At 66.2% G+C, this 15,683-nt stretch carries 19 protein-coding genes; 13 read left to right on the top strand and 6 right to left on the bottom strand.

Annotated features, from left to right (window positions below):
* Nucleotides 1-23: 23 nt before the first annotated feature.
* Entirely contained in the window at nt 24-1,154 is a 1,131-nt protein-coding gene (gene ftsY, locus AC1DYM_RS01470; protein ID WP_477335239.1) for a signal recognition particle-docking protein FtsY, read from the bottom strand.
* Between the two features lie 64 nt (nt 1,155-1,218).
* Between ftsY and rsmD the strand changes: the two genes are divergently transcribed.
* From rsmD to AC1DYM_RS01430, 8 genes are all read left to right on the top strand, one after another.
* Nucleotides 1,219-1,791 carry a 16S rRNA (guanine(966)-N(2))-methyltransferase RsmD gene (rsmD, locus tag AC1DYM_RS01465; RefSeq protein ID WP_477335237.1) on the top strand — a complete coding sequence of 191 codons (573 nt, stop codon included), beginning with the start codon at nt 1,219-1,221 and terminating at the stop codon, nt 1,789-1,791.
* A gap of 26 nt (nt 1,792-1,817) precedes the next feature.
* Nucleotides 1,818-2,321, top strand: a complete 504-nt coding sequence (gene coaD / locus AC1DYM_RS01460) for a pantetheine-phosphate adenylyltransferase (protein WP_046968692.1) — start codon at nt 1,818-1,820, stop codon at nt 2,319-2,321.
* A gap of 17 nt (nt 2,322-2,338) precedes the next feature.
* On the top strand, nt 2,339-2,842 hold the full coding sequence (locus AC1DYM_RS01455; protein ID WP_477335234.1) for a hypothetical protein: 504 nt from the start codon (nt 2,339-2,341) through the stop codon (nt 2,840-2,842).
* Between the two features lie 91 nt (nt 2,843-2,933).
* Complete coding sequence (locus AC1DYM_RS01450) at nt 2,934-3,191, top strand: YfhL family 4Fe-4S dicluster ferredoxin (protein ID WP_046968693.1); 258 nt, start codon at nt 2,934-2,936, stop codon at nt 3,189-3,191.
* A 63-nt stretch (nt 3,192-3,254) separates the two neighbouring features.
* Nucleotides 3,255-4,955 (top strand): gamma-glutamyltransferase, encoded by a 1,701-nt coding sequence (gene ggt, locus AC1DYM_RS01445; RefSeq protein WP_477335232.1) that lies wholly within the window; start codon nt 3,255-3,257, stop codon nt 4,953-4,955.
* Nucleotides 4,956-4,965: 10 nt separating this feature from the next.
* Nucleotides 4,966-5,817, top strand: coding sequence for an MBL fold metallo-hydrolase (locus AC1DYM_RS01440; protein ID WP_477335230.1), 852 nt, complete (start codon nt 4,966-4,968; stop codon nt 5,815-5,817).
* A 28-nt stretch (nt 5,818-5,845) separates the two neighbouring features.
* Entirely contained in the window at nt 5,846-6,901 is a 1,056-nt protein-coding gene (locus tag AC1DYM_RS01435; RefSeq protein WP_477335228.1) for a TMEM43 family protein, read from the top strand.
* Nucleotides 6,902-6,920: 19 nt separating this feature from the next.
* Nucleotides 6,921-7,331, top strand: a complete 411-nt coding sequence (locus tag AC1DYM_RS01430) for an MAPEG family protein (RefSeq protein ID WP_477335226.1) — start codon at nt 6,921-6,923, stop codon at nt 7,329-7,331.
* Nucleotides 7,332-7,434: 103 nt separating this feature from the next.
* Here the strand turns inward: AC1DYM_RS01430 and AC1DYM_RS01425 are convergent, their stop codons facing one another.
* The 5 genes from AC1DYM_RS01425 to AC1DYM_RS01405 all read right to left on the bottom strand — a co-directional run bounded on the left by AC1DYM_RS01425 (nt 7,435) and on the right by AC1DYM_RS01405 (nt 11,626).
* The gene (locus AC1DYM_RS01425) at nt 7,435-8,715 is read right to left on the bottom strand and encodes an EAL and HDOD domain-containing protein (RefSeq protein WP_046968697.1); all 1,281 of its coding nucleotides are present in this window, start codon (nt 8,713-8,715) and stop codon (nt 7,435-7,437) included.
* Nucleotides 8,716-8,767: 52 nt separating this feature from the next.
* Nucleotides 8,768-9,214 (bottom strand): flagella synthesis protein FlgN, encoded by a 447-nt coding sequence (locus tag AC1DYM_RS01420; protein ID WP_477335223.1) that lies wholly within the window; start codon nt 9,212-9,214, stop codon nt 8,768-8,770.
* On the bottom strand, nt 9,211-9,516 hold the full coding sequence (gene flgM / locus AC1DYM_RS01415) for a flagellar biosynthesis anti-sigma factor FlgM (protein ID WP_477335221.1): 306 nt from the start codon (nt 9,514-9,516) through the stop codon (nt 9,211-9,213). Before flgM ends, AC1DYM_RS01420 begins: the two co-directional genes overlap by 4 nt.
* 104 nt (nt 9,517-9,620) lie before the next feature.
* A complete protein-coding gene (flgA, locus tag AC1DYM_RS01410; RefSeq protein WP_477335219.1) occupies nt 9,621-10,322 on the bottom strand; it encodes a flagellar basal body P-ring formation chaperone FlgA in 702 nt (233 codons plus the stop codon).
* Nucleotides 10,319-11,626 (bottom strand): methyl-accepting chemotaxis protein, encoded by a 1,308-nt coding sequence (locus AC1DYM_RS01405; RefSeq protein ID WP_477335217.1) that lies wholly within the window; start codon nt 11,624-11,626, stop codon nt 10,319-10,321. Before AC1DYM_RS01405 ends, flgA begins: the two co-directional genes overlap by 4 nt.
* A 150-nt stretch (nt 11,627-11,776) precedes the next feature.
* On the opposite strand from AC1DYM_RS01405, the gene AC1DYM_RS01400 reads away from it, so the two are divergent.
* The 5 genes from AC1DYM_RS01400 to flgE all read left to right on the top strand — a co-directional run bounded on the left by AC1DYM_RS01400 (nt 11,777) and on the right by flgE (nt 15,630).
* A complete protein-coding gene (locus AC1DYM_RS01400) occupies nt 11,777-12,694 on the top strand; it encodes a chemotaxis protein (protein ID WP_477335215.1) in 918 nt (305 codons plus the stop codon).
* 195 nt (nt 12,695-12,889) lie between these two features.
* Nucleotides 12,890-13,309 carry a flagellar basal body rod protein FlgB gene (gene flgB / locus AC1DYM_RS01395; RefSeq protein WP_477335213.1) on the top strand — a complete coding sequence of 140 codons (420 nt, stop codon included), beginning with the start codon at nt 12,890-12,892 and terminating at the stop codon, nt 13,307-13,309.
* The gene (gene flgC, locus AC1DYM_RS01390) at nt 13,306-13,719 is read left to right on the top strand and encodes a flagellar basal body rod protein FlgC (protein ID WP_046966168.1); all 414 of its coding nucleotides are present in this window, start codon (nt 13,306-13,308) and stop codon (nt 13,717-13,719) included. The genes flgB and flgC overlap by 4 nt, the downstream gene beginning before the upstream one ends.
* A gap of 9 nt (nt 13,720-13,728) precedes the next feature.
* Nucleotides 13,729-14,382 carry a flagellar hook assembly protein FlgD gene (locus tag AC1DYM_RS01385; protein WP_477335211.1) on the top strand — a complete coding sequence of 218 codons (654 nt, stop codon included), beginning with the start codon at nt 13,729-13,731 and terminating at the stop codon, nt 14,380-14,382.
* 21 nt (nt 14,383-14,403) lie between these two features.
* Nucleotides 14,404-15,630 (top strand): flagellar hook protein FlgE, encoded by a 1,227-nt coding sequence (gene flgE / locus AC1DYM_RS01380; RefSeq protein WP_046966170.1) that lies wholly within the window; start codon nt 14,404-14,406, stop codon nt 15,628-15,630.
* Nucleotides 15,631-15,683: the final 53 nt, after the last annotated feature.

Raw genomic sequence — 15,683 nt, 5'->3', positions numbered from 1 at the left:
GACGCTTGCGATACGACGCTCACTCAGCCACCGAGGCTCGCCGGCAACAGACCGTCGACGAAGGCTTCCGCATCGAAGACGCGCAGGTCGGTAGCGGTCTCGCCGAGGCCCACGTAGCGGATTGGCAGGCCGAATTCGCGCGCGAGGGCGAACATCACGCCACCCTTGGCGGTGCCGTCGAGCTTGGTCACGACCAGCCCCGTGACGCCTGCGGTCTCGCGGAACTGGCGGAGCTGGCTGATGGCGTTCTGACCTGTCGTGCCGTCGATTACCATGAGTACTTCGTGGGGCGCGGCGGCATCGAGCTTCTTCATGACGCGCCCGATCTTGCCGAGCTCGTCCATGAGGCCACCCTGCGTGTGCAGGCGGCCCGCCGTGTCGGCGATCAGCACCTGGGTGCCGCGAGAGCGAGCGGCCTGCAGGGCATCGAAGATGACGCTGGCCGAATCCGCATCCTGGCCCTGGGAGACCACGGGAACCTTGTTGCGCTCGCCCCAGGTCTTCAGCTGCTCCACGGCAGCGGCACGGAACGTGTCGCCCGCGGCCAGCATGACACTGCGTCCTTCATCCGAATAACGGCGCGCCAGCTTGCCGATAGTGGTGGTCTTGCCGACGCCGTTGATGCCGACGGTGAGGATCACGAAAGGCGTGGACGTGGATACGTCCAGCGGCTTTTCCACAGGCTTGAGCAGGGCGACCAGCTCCCGACGCAAGGCCTTCAGCAGATCGCCCGCGTCGGCGAACTCACGCTTGTGCATGCGCTTGCGCAGGTCCTCGACCAGGTGGCTGCTGGCCTCTACGCCGACATCGGCCGTGATCAGCGTCGTTTCCAGTTCGTCGAGGAGATCGTCATCGAGCTTGGGATGGCGAACGAAGAGCGTGGTGAGGCTCTTGGCAAAGCCACTGCCGGAGAGCCGCTCGCGCCAGCTCCGTTTGGCCGGCTGTGCTGCTTCGACGATCGAGGCTTCCTCCGCGTCGGGTTCGACATCGGGGGCCTCGGGCTCGGGCAGCACGGTTTCGGCCAGGGCCTCGGAGACCACCGGGCCAGCGTCGATCGAGGCGGCATCGGCGACCTTTTCCACGCGCTCTTCGGGCGTCACGGCGTCGGGCGTCGCGGTGGGTTCGACGGGCTTCTTCTTCCAGAACTTGAGCATTGCGCCAGCGATTCAAAGACAATAGGCGAATGCTAGCACTCCCGCCCTCACTGGCCGCTGAGCGATGAGCGCGTCAGGCCGCGTCCGCATCATCGGCGGAACCCTGCGCAACTCCCGCCTGGACGTCCCCGACCTTCCAGGCCTCCGGCCTACGGCGGATCGCGTCCGCGAGACCCTGTTCAACTGGCTGCAGCCCGTGGTGGGCGGGGCGCGTTGTCTCGACCTCTACGCCGGGACCGGCGCGCTTGGGATCGAGGCGCTGTCGCGTGGCGCCGCATCGGTGACCTTCGTCGAGCGCGAGCCGCGGCTTGCCGCCGCGCTGAAGGCCAACCTGGCCAGACTGAAGGCCGTCGGCGGGGAGGTGGTCGGCGACGAGGCTTCGCGGTGGCTACGCGGCCCCGCGCGGCCGTTCGACGTGGTTCTGCTGGATCCGCCGTTCGCTCTCGATGCCTGGGCCGACGCGGCGCGGCAGCTCGAAGACGGCGGCTGGATCGCAACCCATGGCTGGATTTACGTGGAAGCCCCGCGCGGCGCGGTCTTCAGCCTGCCTGCCCACTGGCTGATGCATCGCCAGGGTCATGCCGGGGAAGTCTCCTACACCCTCTATCGCCGCACCCCGGCCGATCCGCTAAGCTAGCCCGCGCTTTCATTCGACCCGCCTCCATGACTTCTCTGCCGGCCAATCCGCGACTTGCCGTTTATCCCGGCACGTTCGATCCGATCACCAACGGTCACGCCGATCTGGTGTCCCGTGCCGCGCCCCTGTTCGACCGTATCGTGGTCGCCGTGGCGGAGAGCCGAAACAAGGGCCCAGGCTTCAGCCTGGGCGAGCGGATCGCGCTGGCTCGTCTGGCCCTGGCAGACCTGCCCAACGTCGAAGTTCGCGGCTTCGACTGCCTGCTCGCCCACTTCGTCGCCGAGATTGGCGCAGGGGTGATCCTTCGCGGCCTTCGCGCCGTGTCGGACTTCGAATACGAATTTCAGCTGGCCAGCATGAACCGTCACCTGATTCCTCAGGCCGAGACGCTGTTCCTGACCCCGGCTGAGCAGTACAGCTTCATTTCCTCCTCGCTAGTGCGTGAAATCGGTCGCCTGGGTGGCGATATTTCCGGCTTCGTGCATCCGGCGGTGCAGCAGGCCATGCGCCAACGCTGGCGCAACTCTTGAAAACAAAGGTGATCATCATGCGTAAGTTCGTCCTCGCCGCGTCCGTGGCCCTGACCGCCGCCCTGGCTCTCTCGGCCTGCAACAAGTCGGAAGACACCGATCAGGCTGCCACCCAGCAGGAAGCCGCCGTCGCGAAGCCGACCAACCCGACCGATACCAAGGCCTGGAGCCAGTACTTCGGCCAGATCGTGCGCAAGAACATGCAGGGCATGACGGCGGATCGTCCGTTCCCGTACTTCGTGCCGGCCGGTGACGACCAGGCTGGTCAGGACGGTCGCGCCCGCCAGCTCGAGAACGTCCAGGGCACGGTCGCTCGTGGCGTCACCCCGGGCAACATGCTCGTCTTCGGTGGCCCGGAGTCGGCCAAGACCGCCGACCTCGTGATCGAGGCCTTCAAGGGCGCGAATGCCGGTTCGTTCAAGAACGTCATCGTCCTGTTCATCGGCGACCAGGCCGACCAGCAGCGCGTCGCCGACGCACTGGCCCCCTCGGGTGCCACGTTCCGTTTCGTCGCGTACTGATCGACGTTCACGGTGTCGAATGAAGGGCGCCGCACTCGCGGCGCCCTTTTTTTGCCCGCGCGGCCCCCGACTTCGGGGTAAAATGCCGCCTATGTCCCTGATCATCCTCGACACCTGCGTCAACTGCGACGTCTGCGAACCCGTGTGCCCGAACAAGGCCATCTCGCTCGGCGAGGTCTATTACGAGATCAACCCTGACCTGTGCACCGAGTGCGTGGGTCATTTCGACGTGCCCCAATGCGTCGAGGTCTGTCCCGTCGAGTGCATCCCGGGCGATCCCGACCGCGTCGAATCGCGTGAGCAACTGATGCTCAAGTACGAACACCTGATGGCTAAAGCCGCCTCGTAAGCCCTTGCCTGGTGTCATCGGTTAATCTCGCCGACAGCGATATCTCTTTCGGAGCGAAACCCCATGGTCCATGCCCCGTCGTGGCGCGTCCTCGCCGCGAGTCTTTTTCTTGTCGTTGGCGCAGGCAGCGTCTCCGCACAGACCGCCCCGCCCATGGCCAAGGGTCCTGGCCATGCCGCCATCGCCAGCGCCAACTACCTGGCTACGAATGCCGGCTTCGAAGTCCTTGGCAAGGGCGGCAACGCCTTCGACGCCGCGGTCGCGGTGTCATCGACCCTCGCCGTCGTCGAGCAGCAGAGTTCGGGTATCGGTGGTGGCTTCATGGCCTTGCTGCATCGTGCCTCCGACAACCGTGACATCTTCATCGATGCACGCGAAACCGCGCCGAAGGCCGTCGACATGAAGGTTTACGTCGGCAAGGACGGCCAGCCCAATCGCGACACGTCCACTAACGGTCCGCTATCGGCCGGTATCCCGGGCGAGCCGGCCGGCCTGGTCTGGATGGCGGCGCATTACGGGAAATTGCCGCTATCGGTTTCCCTCGCGCCAGCGATCCGCATCGCTACAGAGGGGTTCCAGCCGGACGCGCGCTTCCTCGGCACCATCGAGGACCGCAAGGATGTCCTCTCGCGCTATCCCGCCTCGGCCGCCATCTATCTTCCGGGTGGCAAGGTGCCCTCGGCAGGCTGGACGCTGAAGCAGCCCGACCTCGCCAAGACGTTGCAGCGCCTTGCGTCGAAGGGGCACGACGGTTTCTACAAGGGAGAGACCGCGAAGCTGCTGGTCGACGCGTCGCGCGGCGCTGGCGGTAACTGGACGGCCGCTGACCTCCAGGCGTACCAGGCCAAGGAGCGCGAGCCGCTTTCGGTCGACTACAAGGGCTATCGCATCGTCACGGCGCCGCCGCCGTCGTCCGGTGGCATCGCCATTGCCGAGATCCTCAACATCCTTGCCGGCTTCGATCTCGCGAAGCTGGACGTCGGCCACGCCACGCACCTGACCATCGAGTCGATGCGGCGTGCGTTCCGCGATCACAATGAATACCTCGGCGATCCCGACTTCGTGAAGATGCCGCTCGACATGCTGTTGTCGAAGTACTACGCCGACGGCCTGCGCGCGACGATCTCGCCTGACAAGGCTACGCCGTCCGACTTGCTGCCGACCTCCATGGCGCCCGAGCCGGGCATGCACACCACGCACTTCTCGGTGATCGACGCCGACGGCAACATGGTTGCTTCGACGCTCACGGTGAACCTCGAGTTCGGTTCCGCCTTCGTCGCCAAGGGGACCGGCGTCGTCCTCAACGACGAGATGGACGACTTCGCCCTCGTGCCCGGCCAGCCGAACGCCTTCGGCCTGCGCGGAGCGCTGGCCAACGCGCCCGAGCCGGGCAAGCGCATGCTCTCGTCGATGTCGCCGAGCTTCGTCTTCGGCGCCGACCGCACGGCGGTGATCGGCTCGCCCGGCGGTTCGACCATCATCACGCAGGTGCTCGAGGGCATCCTTGCCTTCATCGATGGCAAGAGCGCCACGGAGATCACGGCGCAGAAGCGCTATCACCACCAGTACCTGCCCGATCGTGTGGATGTGGAAGCCGGCGTCTTCGACGATGCGACGGCCAAGGCGTTGACCGACATGGGCCATGTGCTGAGGAATCGTTCGCCCTGGGGTTTCATGAACGTGGTGACCTGGGATCACCGGACGAACACGCTCGACGCCGCCAGCGACCCGCGCCGCCCGTCGGGCCTGGGCAAGGTGCAGTAAGGTTGCCTGCATGAAACTCTGGTCACTCATCGGCAATTCGCAGCGGCTCGACGGCGGCGCGATGTTCGGCAACGCGCCGCGCACCATGTGGTCGCGCTGGGTGGCGCCGGATGCGGAAAACCGCATCCCGCTTGCCTGCCGCTGCCTCCTGGCTACCGGGCTGGACGGCCGCAACGTGCTGTTCGAAACCGGTATCGGCGCGTTCTTCGATCCGTCGATGCGCGAGCGGTTCGGCGTAGTCGAGGACCGTCACGTCCTGCTCGATTCGCTCGCCGAAGCCGGTCTTCGCCACGAGGACATCGATGCCGTCGTGCTGTCGCACCTTCATTTCGATCACGCGGGCGGCCTTCTTGCCCCGTGGGCGGAAGGACAGGCGCCCACGCTGCTTTTTCCAAAGGCACGTTTCCTGGTCGGGGCCGAACACTGGGCGCGCGCACGCGATCCGCATCCGCGCGACCGTGCCTCGTTCATTCCCGAACTGGTTGGCCTGCTCGAAGCCAGCGGCCGACTTGAACTGGTCGAGGCCAGGCACCCGTCGTCCCTGGGCGAGGCTGTGCGCTTCGAGTTTTCCGAAGGTCACACGCCGGGCCTCATGCTCGCCGAGGTGGGTGGCGTGGTCTTCTGCGCCGACCTCATTCCCGGCCGGCCCTGGGTACATCTGCCGGTGACGATGGGTTACGACCGCTGGCCGGAAAAGCTGATCGACGAGAAGCGGGTGTTTCTCGACGACAAGATCGCTCGTGGCGTAAAGCTGTTTTTTACCCACGACCACGGATGTGCCATGGCCTCCGTGGAAAAGGACGGTAAAGGCCGTTACACGGCCGCCGATACGCATGAACGACTAAGCGGCATCGAAGCGTAAGGACGCCGATGACCGGCACGGGGGCAGGATGAAGTCGAAGTACAAGACCAATGACAGCGGGATGGCCTGGGGCGCGCGCGTCGCCGGCGCGGTGCTCTTGCTCGCGGGACTGGGCCTGATCGCCTGGAACGAACACCGGGTGATGGACTACGGGTCGGCCATGGCCCGCCATGGCTCACCCGTGCTGGATCTGGGTGACGCCGGGCGGCCGTCCGCGGGGCAGTACGGTTCGATGACGCGTGTGAGCGGCACGCCGCAGATCCTCGACGCACCGCGCGATCCGGAATTCGGTGTACATGCGGATTCGCCGATCCTCATCCGCCATGTGGAGATGTTCCAGTGGCGCGAAATAACGGTTGGCGGTAGCACGCATTACGAGCTGGACTGGGTCGATCGTCCGATCGATGCGACGAATTTCGCCAAGCCGGCGGGGCACGTCAATCCCGGCGCTTTCCCGATCCAGGGCCGTCAGTTCGAAGCGGGTGAAGTGAAGCTGGGCAACTTCAAACTCTCTACGCCGATCATTCGCGCGTTTCCCGGGCGTATCGACATCGCGCCCGACGAGCACAAGCTGCCGCCGAACCTTGCCGCGACTTTCCAGCGGGTGGACGACAAGCTCGTCACGAGCAGCAAGCCGTCCAATCCTCGCCTGGGCGACCTTCGGGTCAGCTGGGAAGCCGTGCCGGTGCAGCCGATGACCGTGCTGGCGCGCATCGACGGCGATACGCTGGCCCCGCGCGAGGCAAAAGACGGCGATCCCGGGTTCGACGTGCAGGTCGGCGATCGCAGCCTGCTCGACGTGCTGCCCGCCATGCCCGAGCCACCTCAGGCCGTCCTGCTGGTTCGCCTGGGCGCCTTCGCGTTCGCTGCCCTGGGGGCTTTCCTGCTGGCTCTCGGCAGCCGTTTGCGCCGGGATGTGCTCTTTGCCGCGGGCATCGGTGCCGTGGCAGTGCCCGCCGTTGCCGGGGTGATATGGCTTGCTGGCGACGCGATGACGGCAAGCGTATGGTTGCTCGTTGCCGTGCTCGGTGCCGGCCTCGCCATCTGGCGCGTGCAGCAGCGTTCGGCATTGCGGCCCGACTGACCCCGACAGGAGCGACACCATGCGTATCACCGGACTCTACGCGGCACTGCTGACCCTGCTCATTCTTGGTCTGGCGGTGCGCGTGATGCTCATTCGCCGGCGTACGCGGATCGGACTGGGCGATGGCGGCGACCGAAGCGTGGCCTGCGCCATTCGTGCCCATGGCAATGCCGTCGAGTACGTGCCGCTCGCGCTGGTCCTCTTGCTGGTTCTCGAACTCGACCAAACGGTACCGCTGTTACTCCACGCGTTCGGTATCGCCCTGGTGCTGGCGCGTGTCGTTCATGCGATCGGCCTGTCGCGCGCGGCGGGCAATTCGCCAGGGCGCGCGGTGGGGGCGGGACTGACCCTCGTCGTGATCGGCTTGATGGCCTTGATGCTGCTTTGGCAGTACGTGGTGATCCACGTGATTGCGGCGAGCGTGACCTGACCGATCGCCGGTCTTTCTGGGAGCCGATTTATCGGCGAATGGGTGGGCGACGGCGTCATCGCTCCGTTGGCTTTTCGCCGATGAATCGGCTCCCACATTTCTTTCAGGCTTCGGCTTCGACCACGGCGGTGCCGTCGGCGAAGGCGTAGACATGGTCGGCCCAGCTGGCGGCCTCGACGTACATGGCGGCCATCGTCTGCAGGTGCTGCGTGCGCAGCGCCGAGTCGCTTTCCAGTTCGCCCTGTTCCCAGTGGCGGATCTGGTCGAGCAACGGCGCGAACGGGCCGGCACCCTCGAGCAGCGCTTCGCGAATTTCGATCGCGAGCGGGAGGTGTTCGAGCACGTAGGCCATCGACACATTCATCAACGTATCGAGCAGTGAGAACAGGCCGGCGGTGAAGGCCATTTCCTGCAGCTCGGGCTTGATCGTGCGGGCGAGCTTCTCGCACATGTGCGCGCGGATCAGGGCGAGGCGAAGCAGCTCCGGCGGACGCTCGTCCATGCCGGAGACGGCCATGGTGAAGATCCAGTTGCGCATGCGGTTCACGCCGAAGAACACCGCGGCCTGCTCCACCGATTTCAGTTGGCGGGGCAGGGCGAAATAGGCGGAGTTCACACAACCGAGCAGCTTGTAGCTGAGCACGGCGTCGTCGCGGATGATCTTGCCCAGCTCGACGGGCCCGTTCTCGGGATCCTGCAGCGCGCCCATGAGGCGCAGCACGCCGAGCTTGCTCGGTGCGAGACGTGGCATGTCGACGCGCTCGGGACGCAGCAGGTACTTGCCCTGGAAGCCGTCGACATCCTGGTCGGCGTAGTCGACGAAGGTCTCGTGCGTGTCGATGCCGGTAACGATCACCTTGACGCCGAAGGCGTGGACGTAGTCCATGTGCGCGCGTGCCGCGACCGGATGACGATGATCCACCGCGATCTTGGCGAACTGCACGATGCGCAGCAACGCATCCACGCCGGCCCGGTGTTCGGGGTCGGCGGGCAGGTTGAAGTCCTCGAGCATGAACAGGCAGCCATGACCTTTCAACTCGCGGAGCTTCTCGAGCAGCTGGTCGTCGGTGCCGACATCCGCACTGATGCTCGCACCGAGGCGCGCGTTATGGCGAAGGATGTCCGCGTGCTCGAGGAGCAGCTGGGGCGACATGTGCAGGAAGGCGCGATTGTCGCGAACGAGGCGCTTGAGGCTGCCGTCCGCGATAGCGCTCAGCGTGGCCTGCGTGTGTGCAAGCGCCGCGGCGTCGATATCGCTGCCGATGGGGCGGGGGAACAGGAGTTCGTAGGCGAACAGCGCCTGCTTTCTGTCCAGGATGGGTACGCGGACGATCGGGAGGATGCCGTCGTCATTCACCGCTGTCGGCTGGGGGGTCACTGCCATTGCTTTGTTGGTGCGCCGTCTGGGTGAGTCTGGGGACTGGTCTCGGTGGTGGTCAAACCTGCGCGATCGTGGCGGAGCGCAGTTTCACCCGCGCGGTGTCACCTTTCGGTCCGTAGGTGGAACCACCCGGCGAATCGCCCGCGAGCAGCGCAAGCGCCTGGCGAACGTGACCGATTCGCTGGCCGACGATGCGGCCGTTTATTTCATTCAGTTTGCGGCACTCGACCAGGCGTTCGATCGTGTGTGTCCAGCGTGCATCGTTGAGCGTGTCGACGCCGGCGGCGTCGCCCAGGTGGCGACGCTCGGCGTCCAGCTTCTCGATGCGGTCGAGCAGTTTGCCCTTCGTCCGGCTGACGGTGTCGAGCGCATGCGTGTCAGCCTGATCGAGCGCCATGCGCTCGTCGATCAGGATGGCGTGCAGTGCGTCGACCTCACGGGCGAGGTCGCCCATGACGGCGCGAACGGCCGTGTCGAAGTCGGAGTCGAGCGGGTGGGTCATGCCTTGCTGCCGATCTGGCCTTCCATCGCAAGAAACTTGCTCGCGATGGCCTGGGCGTCAGGCTTGTAGGTGCCGTCGGCCAGCTTGCTGCGGATTTCGTCCACGCGCTTGCTGTCGATGCCATCGCCACGGCTGGCGGCGTCGAGCGCCTTGGCCGAGTCGGTGATCTTGACGCTGTCGTCGCTCGGACGCACGGCGCTGGCGCCCTGCGTGGAGACGGCCGAGCCGGCAGCCTGGTTCTGGGTGCGGAGCTGCACCTGGGGCTGCGGAGCCTGGATACCGGGTTTGATCGTCGTCGTCATAGTGTGTTCCTCGGAGCTTGTGTCCTTCAAACCCCTTATCGGCGGTCTGTCGGCGAACTTTAACTGGCCCTAGGCCGGGAAGTGTGACCTGGTTTGGATTTTGTTCATGGCAGTACCGCGACGGTGCCCGGGCCGGTGACCACGGCGTCGAGCACTTTCCCGGATGAAGCGTTGCGTACCTTCAGGCGGCTGCCGGTGTCGCCGGCGCCCATGGCCACGCCGGCGACGCGGATGACCACGCCTTCGACGTCGGCCTGCATGCTGATCGAATCGCCGATGCGGACGGCCTGGCGCCCGGCGAGCATGCCTGGCGTCAGCACCGTGCCGGCGCTCAGGGGCCTGGCGAGCGACCGGCCGTCGATCTGGCCGAGCTCGGCGACATAGCCGTAGGCGAGGCTGGCGACGTCACGCTCTTCGGCATGGACATCGCCGGCCCCGATGCCGTCGCCGCGCGCAAGCGGGCGGGTCGTGACCAGTACGTTGGAGAACATTTTGACCCGCACCGGCACGCGCACGGTCCAGCCGCCCGGGACCGGGCAGTGCACGGCGACGCTTGCCCGGGCACCGAGCGGCCGGTTGCCCGGAAGCGACGACTCGAGCGGCTTCGGGCAGTCCGCCAGGCGCAGGCGGCTGTCGAGCGGATCGGCCTCGGCGGTCATACGGGCGCCGGGAAGGGCGCGGTTCTGCTGGAGCCAGGTCACCGCCGCCACGCGCACCGACTCGACCGACTGCCCGGCCAGCGCGCATAGCGGCAGGACGAGCAGGGCGGTCGCGGTGATGCCGCGGGCGAGGGTCGATGAACTCACGCGGCGCGTTCCGCCAGCGATGCGGACAGGCCCTGGGTGATCGCGTCCAGTTCCCTGTTGAGCTCGGCGACCATGTGGCTGGCATCGGCATGACGGCCTTCACCCAACGTGATGGCGTAGTGCGACGCGAGGACCGAAAAGCGCTCGCCGGCGGCACGGATGCCGTCGGTCGGGCTGTCCGGCCGACGCAGCCGGAACTGGTCGATGCAACGCATGAGCGGCGTGGTGTCGAGCCAGCGACGGTCGAGGCTGGCCGGGTCGCGCGAGGCGAGTTCCACGGCGAAGCGAAGGCCCTGGCTGGCTTCACGAATCATCTGGCTGAGGCTGGCGGCGTCGAGGTCGCCCTCGGTTTCGAGGCGGCTCAGGCCCAGACGGTGGGCCAGCACGGCAGCGCGCGCCGCGGCGTCGGCCTGGCGACGGGCTTCGTTGGTGACCCGGCCGAGTGTTCCCTGGGTCGCCTGGATGGCCGCGATGCGGCCCTGCAGCGCACCCATGCCTTCGCGGGCTGCGTCGATGTTGCTGCGCGCCCCGCGAGCCGCTTCGTCCACGCGGCCCATCGAGGTCTGCATGCCGGCGATACCCGATTGGGTCTGGTCCAGGCGACGCAGGCTGTTCTGCACGGCGTCGTCGAGCTGGCCGGCGAACTGACCGACCGCCTCGGTGGTCTGATCGATCTCGGCGGTGGCCTGGGTGGTCTTCTCGGCGAGCTGCTTGACCTCGTCGGCGACCACGGCGAAGCCGCGGCCCGCCTCACCCGCGCGCGCCGCCTCGATCGCGGCGTTCAGTGCGACGAGGTTGGTCTGGTGGGCGATGTCCTGCACCGTCGCGGTCAGTTTGCGGATCGCGGTGAAGTATTCGGAGAACTGCGCGTGGTTGCGGCTCATGCCCGAAAGGGCGCTGCGCAACAGGCGCAGCTGACCATCGAGGTCGCCGGCCGTGGCGAGGCCCTGGCTGCCCGAGTCGCCCATGCCGGCGGCGCCGGCGTAGGCCTGATCGAGCGCCGTCGAAATCCTGGCGCTGGCGTCCGTCAAACGTCCGGCGGTATCGCGGGCGCCATCGACCACCTTGCCCAGTTCCAGCAGGGTGCCACCGAGCGCCTGTGCATTGGTCAGGACCATGCCTTGCTGCTCGATTGCCTGGATGGTCGTCGCCGGCGCGGTGCGCGGCTCCGCTGGCTTGAGCAGGGCGCCCATGGCGCTGGCCGCGGCAGGGTACTGCGCGGAGAGGGCGCGAACGCGCGCCGCATCGCCCTGGGAGGCGGCGTGGGCGAGGAGGCGGACGTGCTGGCTCCAGAGGAGGGTCATGATTTCGCTTTCGTCGGAGGGTCGCTCCACTTAATCGGTCGGGAGCGTCAGGACTTGAGTCATGCAATCGGCGTGCCATGCTCGTGACTACAGAAACCTCCAACACCGCCGATACCGTTGGCGACACCTTCTGTAGATGCCTCGCACGTCATGGCCCGACCGCTGCTCGACACCGTGGATACCTTTACCCGCCTGGCGGGCCACAATCGCGTGGCCATGCTGCTGTTTCGCCTGGGCGATCGCCAGGCGTTCGGCATCAACGTCTTCAAGGTTCGCGAAGTGCTTCGCCGGCCGCGCCTGGAGCGGATGCCGAGCATGCATGCCCTGGTCTCGGGCAGTTTCGACTACCGCGGCAGCACCATCCCGGTTATCGATCTCGCCGCGGCCATGGGCTATCCGCCGCTGGCCAGCGTCGACGGTGCGCATCTCATCGTTACCGAGTTCAACCTCTCCGTGCAGGGATTCCTGGTCTCGGACGTCGACCGCATCGTCCACGTGGATGGCGCCCACCTGACCGCGCCGTCGGCCGCGCTCGGCTATGGCGCGCGCGTCAACGCGGTGACCCGGCTGGACGGCGATCTGCTCGCCGTCGTGGATGTCGAACAGGTGCTGTCGTCGGTCTCGCCCCCGCTCGTGCAGCTCTCCGACCGTGTCCAGCAGGCGGCCCACGTGCAGCAGGCAGGTAACCGCCGGATCCTGGTGGTCGACGATTCGGCGGTCGCCCGCACCCAGCTGGTCGACCTGTTCCGCAAGATGGACCTGGAATGCGTGATCGCCAAGGATGGGCGGGAAGGACTCGACACGTTGCGCACCCTGGCGATGGGGCCGGTCGGTGAGCGGGTGGACCTGGTCGTCTCCGATATCGAGATGCCGCTGATGGACGGCTACGCGCTGACCACCGCGATCCGGGAAGACGTCCAGCTGCGCCACATGAAGGTGCTCCTGCACAGCTCGCTGAGCGGCGTCTTCAACGAGGCGATGGTGGCCCGCGTCGGCGCCGACAAGTTCATTGCCAAGTTCCAGCCGGACATCCTCGCCACCGCCGTGCTAGACCTCCTGCCGGCCTGACGTCGTTCCGGCCGATCGCGACGGTCACCCGTCGCTGACGCGGCAGGGGGTGGCGCCGGATTTCCGGCACTCTCCCCGAAAACGTCCTCCCGCTTCATCGCAAACGGCGCCGCGGCGCCGTTTCGTGTATGTGGCCCCCGCGTGGCACGCGTCTTGCTCAACCCTTCGGGCCAAGCTCACGAGGGGGCCACGCCCATGATCGACAAACCGGATCCGCTGTTAGGTATGCACGCCCAGGCCCTCGGCCTGTGGCAGCGCCGTGCGGAAGTCATTTCGTCGAACCTGGCCAATGCCGACACGCCGGGCTTTCTCGCGCGCGACCTCGATTTTCGCAAGGCGATGACCGCCGCCAGCGGGACCAGCGATGGCCCCGGCCTGTCGATGACGGCCACCGAGGCGGGTCACATCGGCGGCAACCCGGCGTTTGCCGCGGCCGACGCCGACAAGCTCGCGTATCGCGTCGAGACCCAGCCCACGATGGATGGCAACACGGTCGATACCCAGGTCGAACAGGCCCAGTTCGCCGCCAACGCCATCCATTACCAGGCCTCGCTCAGCTTCATCACCGCGCAGATTCACGCGATGCGCATGGCTATCACAGGATCCAGCTCATGAGCCTGCTCAAGATCTTCGACGTCGCCGGTTCCGGCATGGCCGCCCAGTCGGCCCGACTCAACACCACGGCCAGCAACATGGCCAACGCCGACAGCCTGGCGAGCAGCGAAGCCGGCGCGTACCACGCGAAACAGCCCTTGTTCTCGGCGGTGCAGCAGCAGGTMAACGGGCAGATGGAAAACGGTGGCGTGCGCACGCTCGGCATCACCGAGAGCCAGGCCCCGATCCAGGCGCGTTACGAGCCGTCCAATCCACTCGCCGACGCCAACGGCAACGTCTATTCAAGCAACGTCAATACGGTCGACGAGCTGGTCAACATGATCTCCGCGTCGCGCTCCTATCAGAACAACGTCGAAGTCATGAACAGCGCCAAGCAGCTCATGCAGAAGACGCTCGACCTCGGCAAGTAAGGAATCCTCATGGTAGACGCCGTCAACGGAAACAGTTCCTCGTCTTCATCGTCATCGTCATCGACTGGCCAGCTGCAGCAGCAGACGCTGAACCAGTCTGACTTCCTCAAGCTGATGGTCACCCAGATGACCAACCAGGATCCGACCAAGCCGATGGATTCCACGCAGATGGTGGCCCAGATGGCGCAGTTCTCGCAGGTGGCCGCCACCCAGGAGTTGCAGAGCTCCTTCGACTCACTGGCCTCCAACCTCACCGGTGACCAGTTCGTACGCGCCGCCGCGCTCGTCGGCCAGGAAGTGCTGGTGCCGTCGACCGCCGGCAAGCTCGAGGACTCCTCGATGAATGGCGCCGTGAACGTGGGTACCTCGGGTACTTACGTCAACGTGCAGATCAAGGATACGGCGGGCAACGTCGTCCGCACGATCAGCCTCGGTCAGCCGGACGCGGGCCTCGCCCAGTTCAGCTGGGACGGCAAGTCCGACGACGGCACGCAGCTGCCCGACGGCGTTTACCAGATGTCCGCCACTTCCGGCGGCACGGCGATCGATACCTTCGCTCGCGGAAAGGTGGAAGGCGTCGGTGCCTCCGGTACCGACGGAACCTACGTGCAGGTAGCCGGCTACGGCGGCGCCCTGCTCAGTCAGATCGCGCAAATCCTGTAACTCCAGCAAGGAAAACCCACCATGCCTTTCGATATCGCCCTAAGCGGCATCAACGCGGCGTCTTCCGACCTGGAAGTCACCGCGAACAACATCGCCAACGTCAACACCGTCGGCTTCAAGGGCTCGCGCGCCGAGTTCTCGCAGGTCTACTCGGCGGCCGGGAACAATCTCTCCGCCCAGGTCGCCGGCAGCGGCGTGCGCCTGACCAACATCGCCCAGCAGTTCAGCGACGGTGCCGCGACGCAGACGGGCAACTCCTACGACTTCGCCATCAGTGGCGCCGGTTTCTTCACGGTGCGCGACGGCTCAGGCTATTCGTATACCCGCGCCGGCAATTTCCATCCCGATGACAACGGCAATGTCGTCAACGCAACGGGCCAGAACGTGCAGGTGTATCCGCCGACCGCCAATGGCGGCTTCGACATCAGCAGCCTGGCCGACCTGAAGCTGACCACGGGCTCGAGCCCCGCCAAGGCATCGACCAACATCGGCCTGACGGCGAACCTCGCCGCCAGCGCGACGGCTCCGACCGGCGGCGCGTTCGATCCGACCAACGACAAGACCTACAACACGCTCTCCACGTTCCAGGCCTATGACTCCCTCGGCGCGTCGCACACGGTCAACGTGTACTACACGAAGGATGCGACCAATCCGAACACATGGAGCGCCAATATGACGGTCGACGGTACCCAGGTCGGTACCGCGCAGCAGATGACCTTCAGTGCGGGCGGTGCGATCCTCACCCCCGCCGGCGGCAAGCTCAACTTCGGCGCCGTTTCGCCCAACCCGGGCGCGACGCCGCTGAACCTCAGCATCGACATGACCAAGGTCACCCAGTTCGGCGACAGCTCGTCGACCACCGCGGTGTCGAACGACGGCTACGCCGCCGGCACGTTCTCCAACATCGACGTGGCCAAGGACGGTACGGTCTCGGCGAAGTACTCCAACGGCGCGAGCGTGCCGCTCGGCCAGCTCGCCATCGCGACCTTCGCCAACGACCAGGGCCTGCGCCAGCTCAATGACACCAACTGGGCACCGTCGTCGGAATCGGGTCAGCCGATCCGCGGCACGGCCAACGCGGGTGGCCTCGGAACGATCCAGTCCGGTTCGCTCGAAGCGTCCAACACGGCCGACCTGACCGCGCAGCTGGTCAATATGATCAAGGCGCAGCGTAACTACCAGGCCAACGCCCAGGTCATCTCGACCGACAACACGTTGACCCAGACCATCATCAACATCCGCAACTAAGCGTGACCGCGTGCGCGGCCTCCGGGCCGCGCACGCCCGTTTTCGCCGTCGAA

The sequence above is a fragment of the Luteibacter sp. P1_D3 genome (assembly GCF_056406135.1).
The sequence above is the reverse complement of the archived record's forward strand: the minus strand, read 5'-3'. Positions and strand labels throughout refer to the sequence as shown.

Coding starts and splice junctions, on each gene's coding strand:
- ggt (WP_477335232.1), top strand. CDS start 3,255: ATGGTCCATGCCCCGTCGTGGCGCGTCCTCGCCGCGAGTCTTTTTCTT.
- AC1DYM_RS01385 (WP_477335211.1), top strand. CDS start 13,729: ATGGTAGACGCCGTCAACGGAAACAGTTCCTCGTCTTCATCGTCATCG.
- flgB (WP_477335213.1), top strand. CDS start 12,890: ATGATCGACAAACCGGATCCGCTGTTAGGTATGCACGCCCAGGCCCTC.
- AC1DYM_RS01425 (WP_046968697.1), bottom strand. CDS start 8,715: ATGGCAGTGACCCCCCAGCCGACAGCGGTGAATGACGACGGCATCCTC.
- AC1DYM_RS01455 (WP_477335234.1), top strand. CDS start 2,339: ATGCGTAAGTTCGTCCTCGCCGCGTCCGTGGCCCTGACCGCCGCCCTG.
- AC1DYM_RS01435 (WP_477335228.1), top strand. CDS start 5,846: ATGAAGTCGAAGTACAAGACCAATGACAGCGGGATGGCCTGGGGCGCG.
- coaD (WP_046968692.1), top strand. CDS start 1,818: ATGACTTCTCTGCCGGCCAATCCGCGACTTGCCGTTTATCCCGGCACG.
- rsmD (WP_477335237.1), top strand. CDS start 1,219: ATGAGCGCGTCAGGCCGCGTCCGCATCATCGGCGGAACCCTGCGCAAC.
- AC1DYM_RS01400 (WP_477335215.1), top strand. CDS start 11,777: ATGGCCCGACCGCTGCTCGACACCGTGGATACCTTTACCCGCCTGGCG.
- flgE (WP_046966170.1), top strand. CDS start 14,404: ATGCCTTTCGATATCGCCCTAAGCGGCATCAACGCGGCGTCTTCCGAC.
- AC1DYM_RS01420 (WP_477335223.1), bottom strand. CDS start 9,214: ATGACCCACCCGCTCGACTCCGACTTCGACACGGCCGTTCGCGCCGTC.
- flgM (WP_477335221.1), bottom strand. CDS start 9,516: ATGACGACGACGATCAAACCCGGTATCCAGGCTCCGCAGCCCCAGGTG.
- AC1DYM_RS01430 (WP_477335226.1), top strand. CDS start 6,921: ATGCGTATCACCGGACTCTACGCGGCACTGCTGACCCTGCTCATTCTT.
- AC1DYM_RS01450 (WP_046968693.1), top strand. CDS start 2,934: ATGTCCCTGATCATCCTCGACACCTGCGTCAACTGCGACGTCTGCGAA.
- ftsY (WP_477335239.1), bottom strand. CDS start 1,154: ATGCTCAAGTTCTGGAAGAAGAAGCCCGTCGAACCCACCGCGACGCCC.
- AC1DYM_RS01440 (WP_477335230.1), top strand. CDS start 4,966: ATGAAACTCTGGTCACTCATCGGCAATTCGCAGCGGCTCGACGGCGGC.
- AC1DYM_RS01405 (WP_477335217.1), bottom strand. CDS start 11,626: ATGACCCTCCTCTGGAGCCAGCACGTCCGCCTCCTCGCCCACGCCGCC.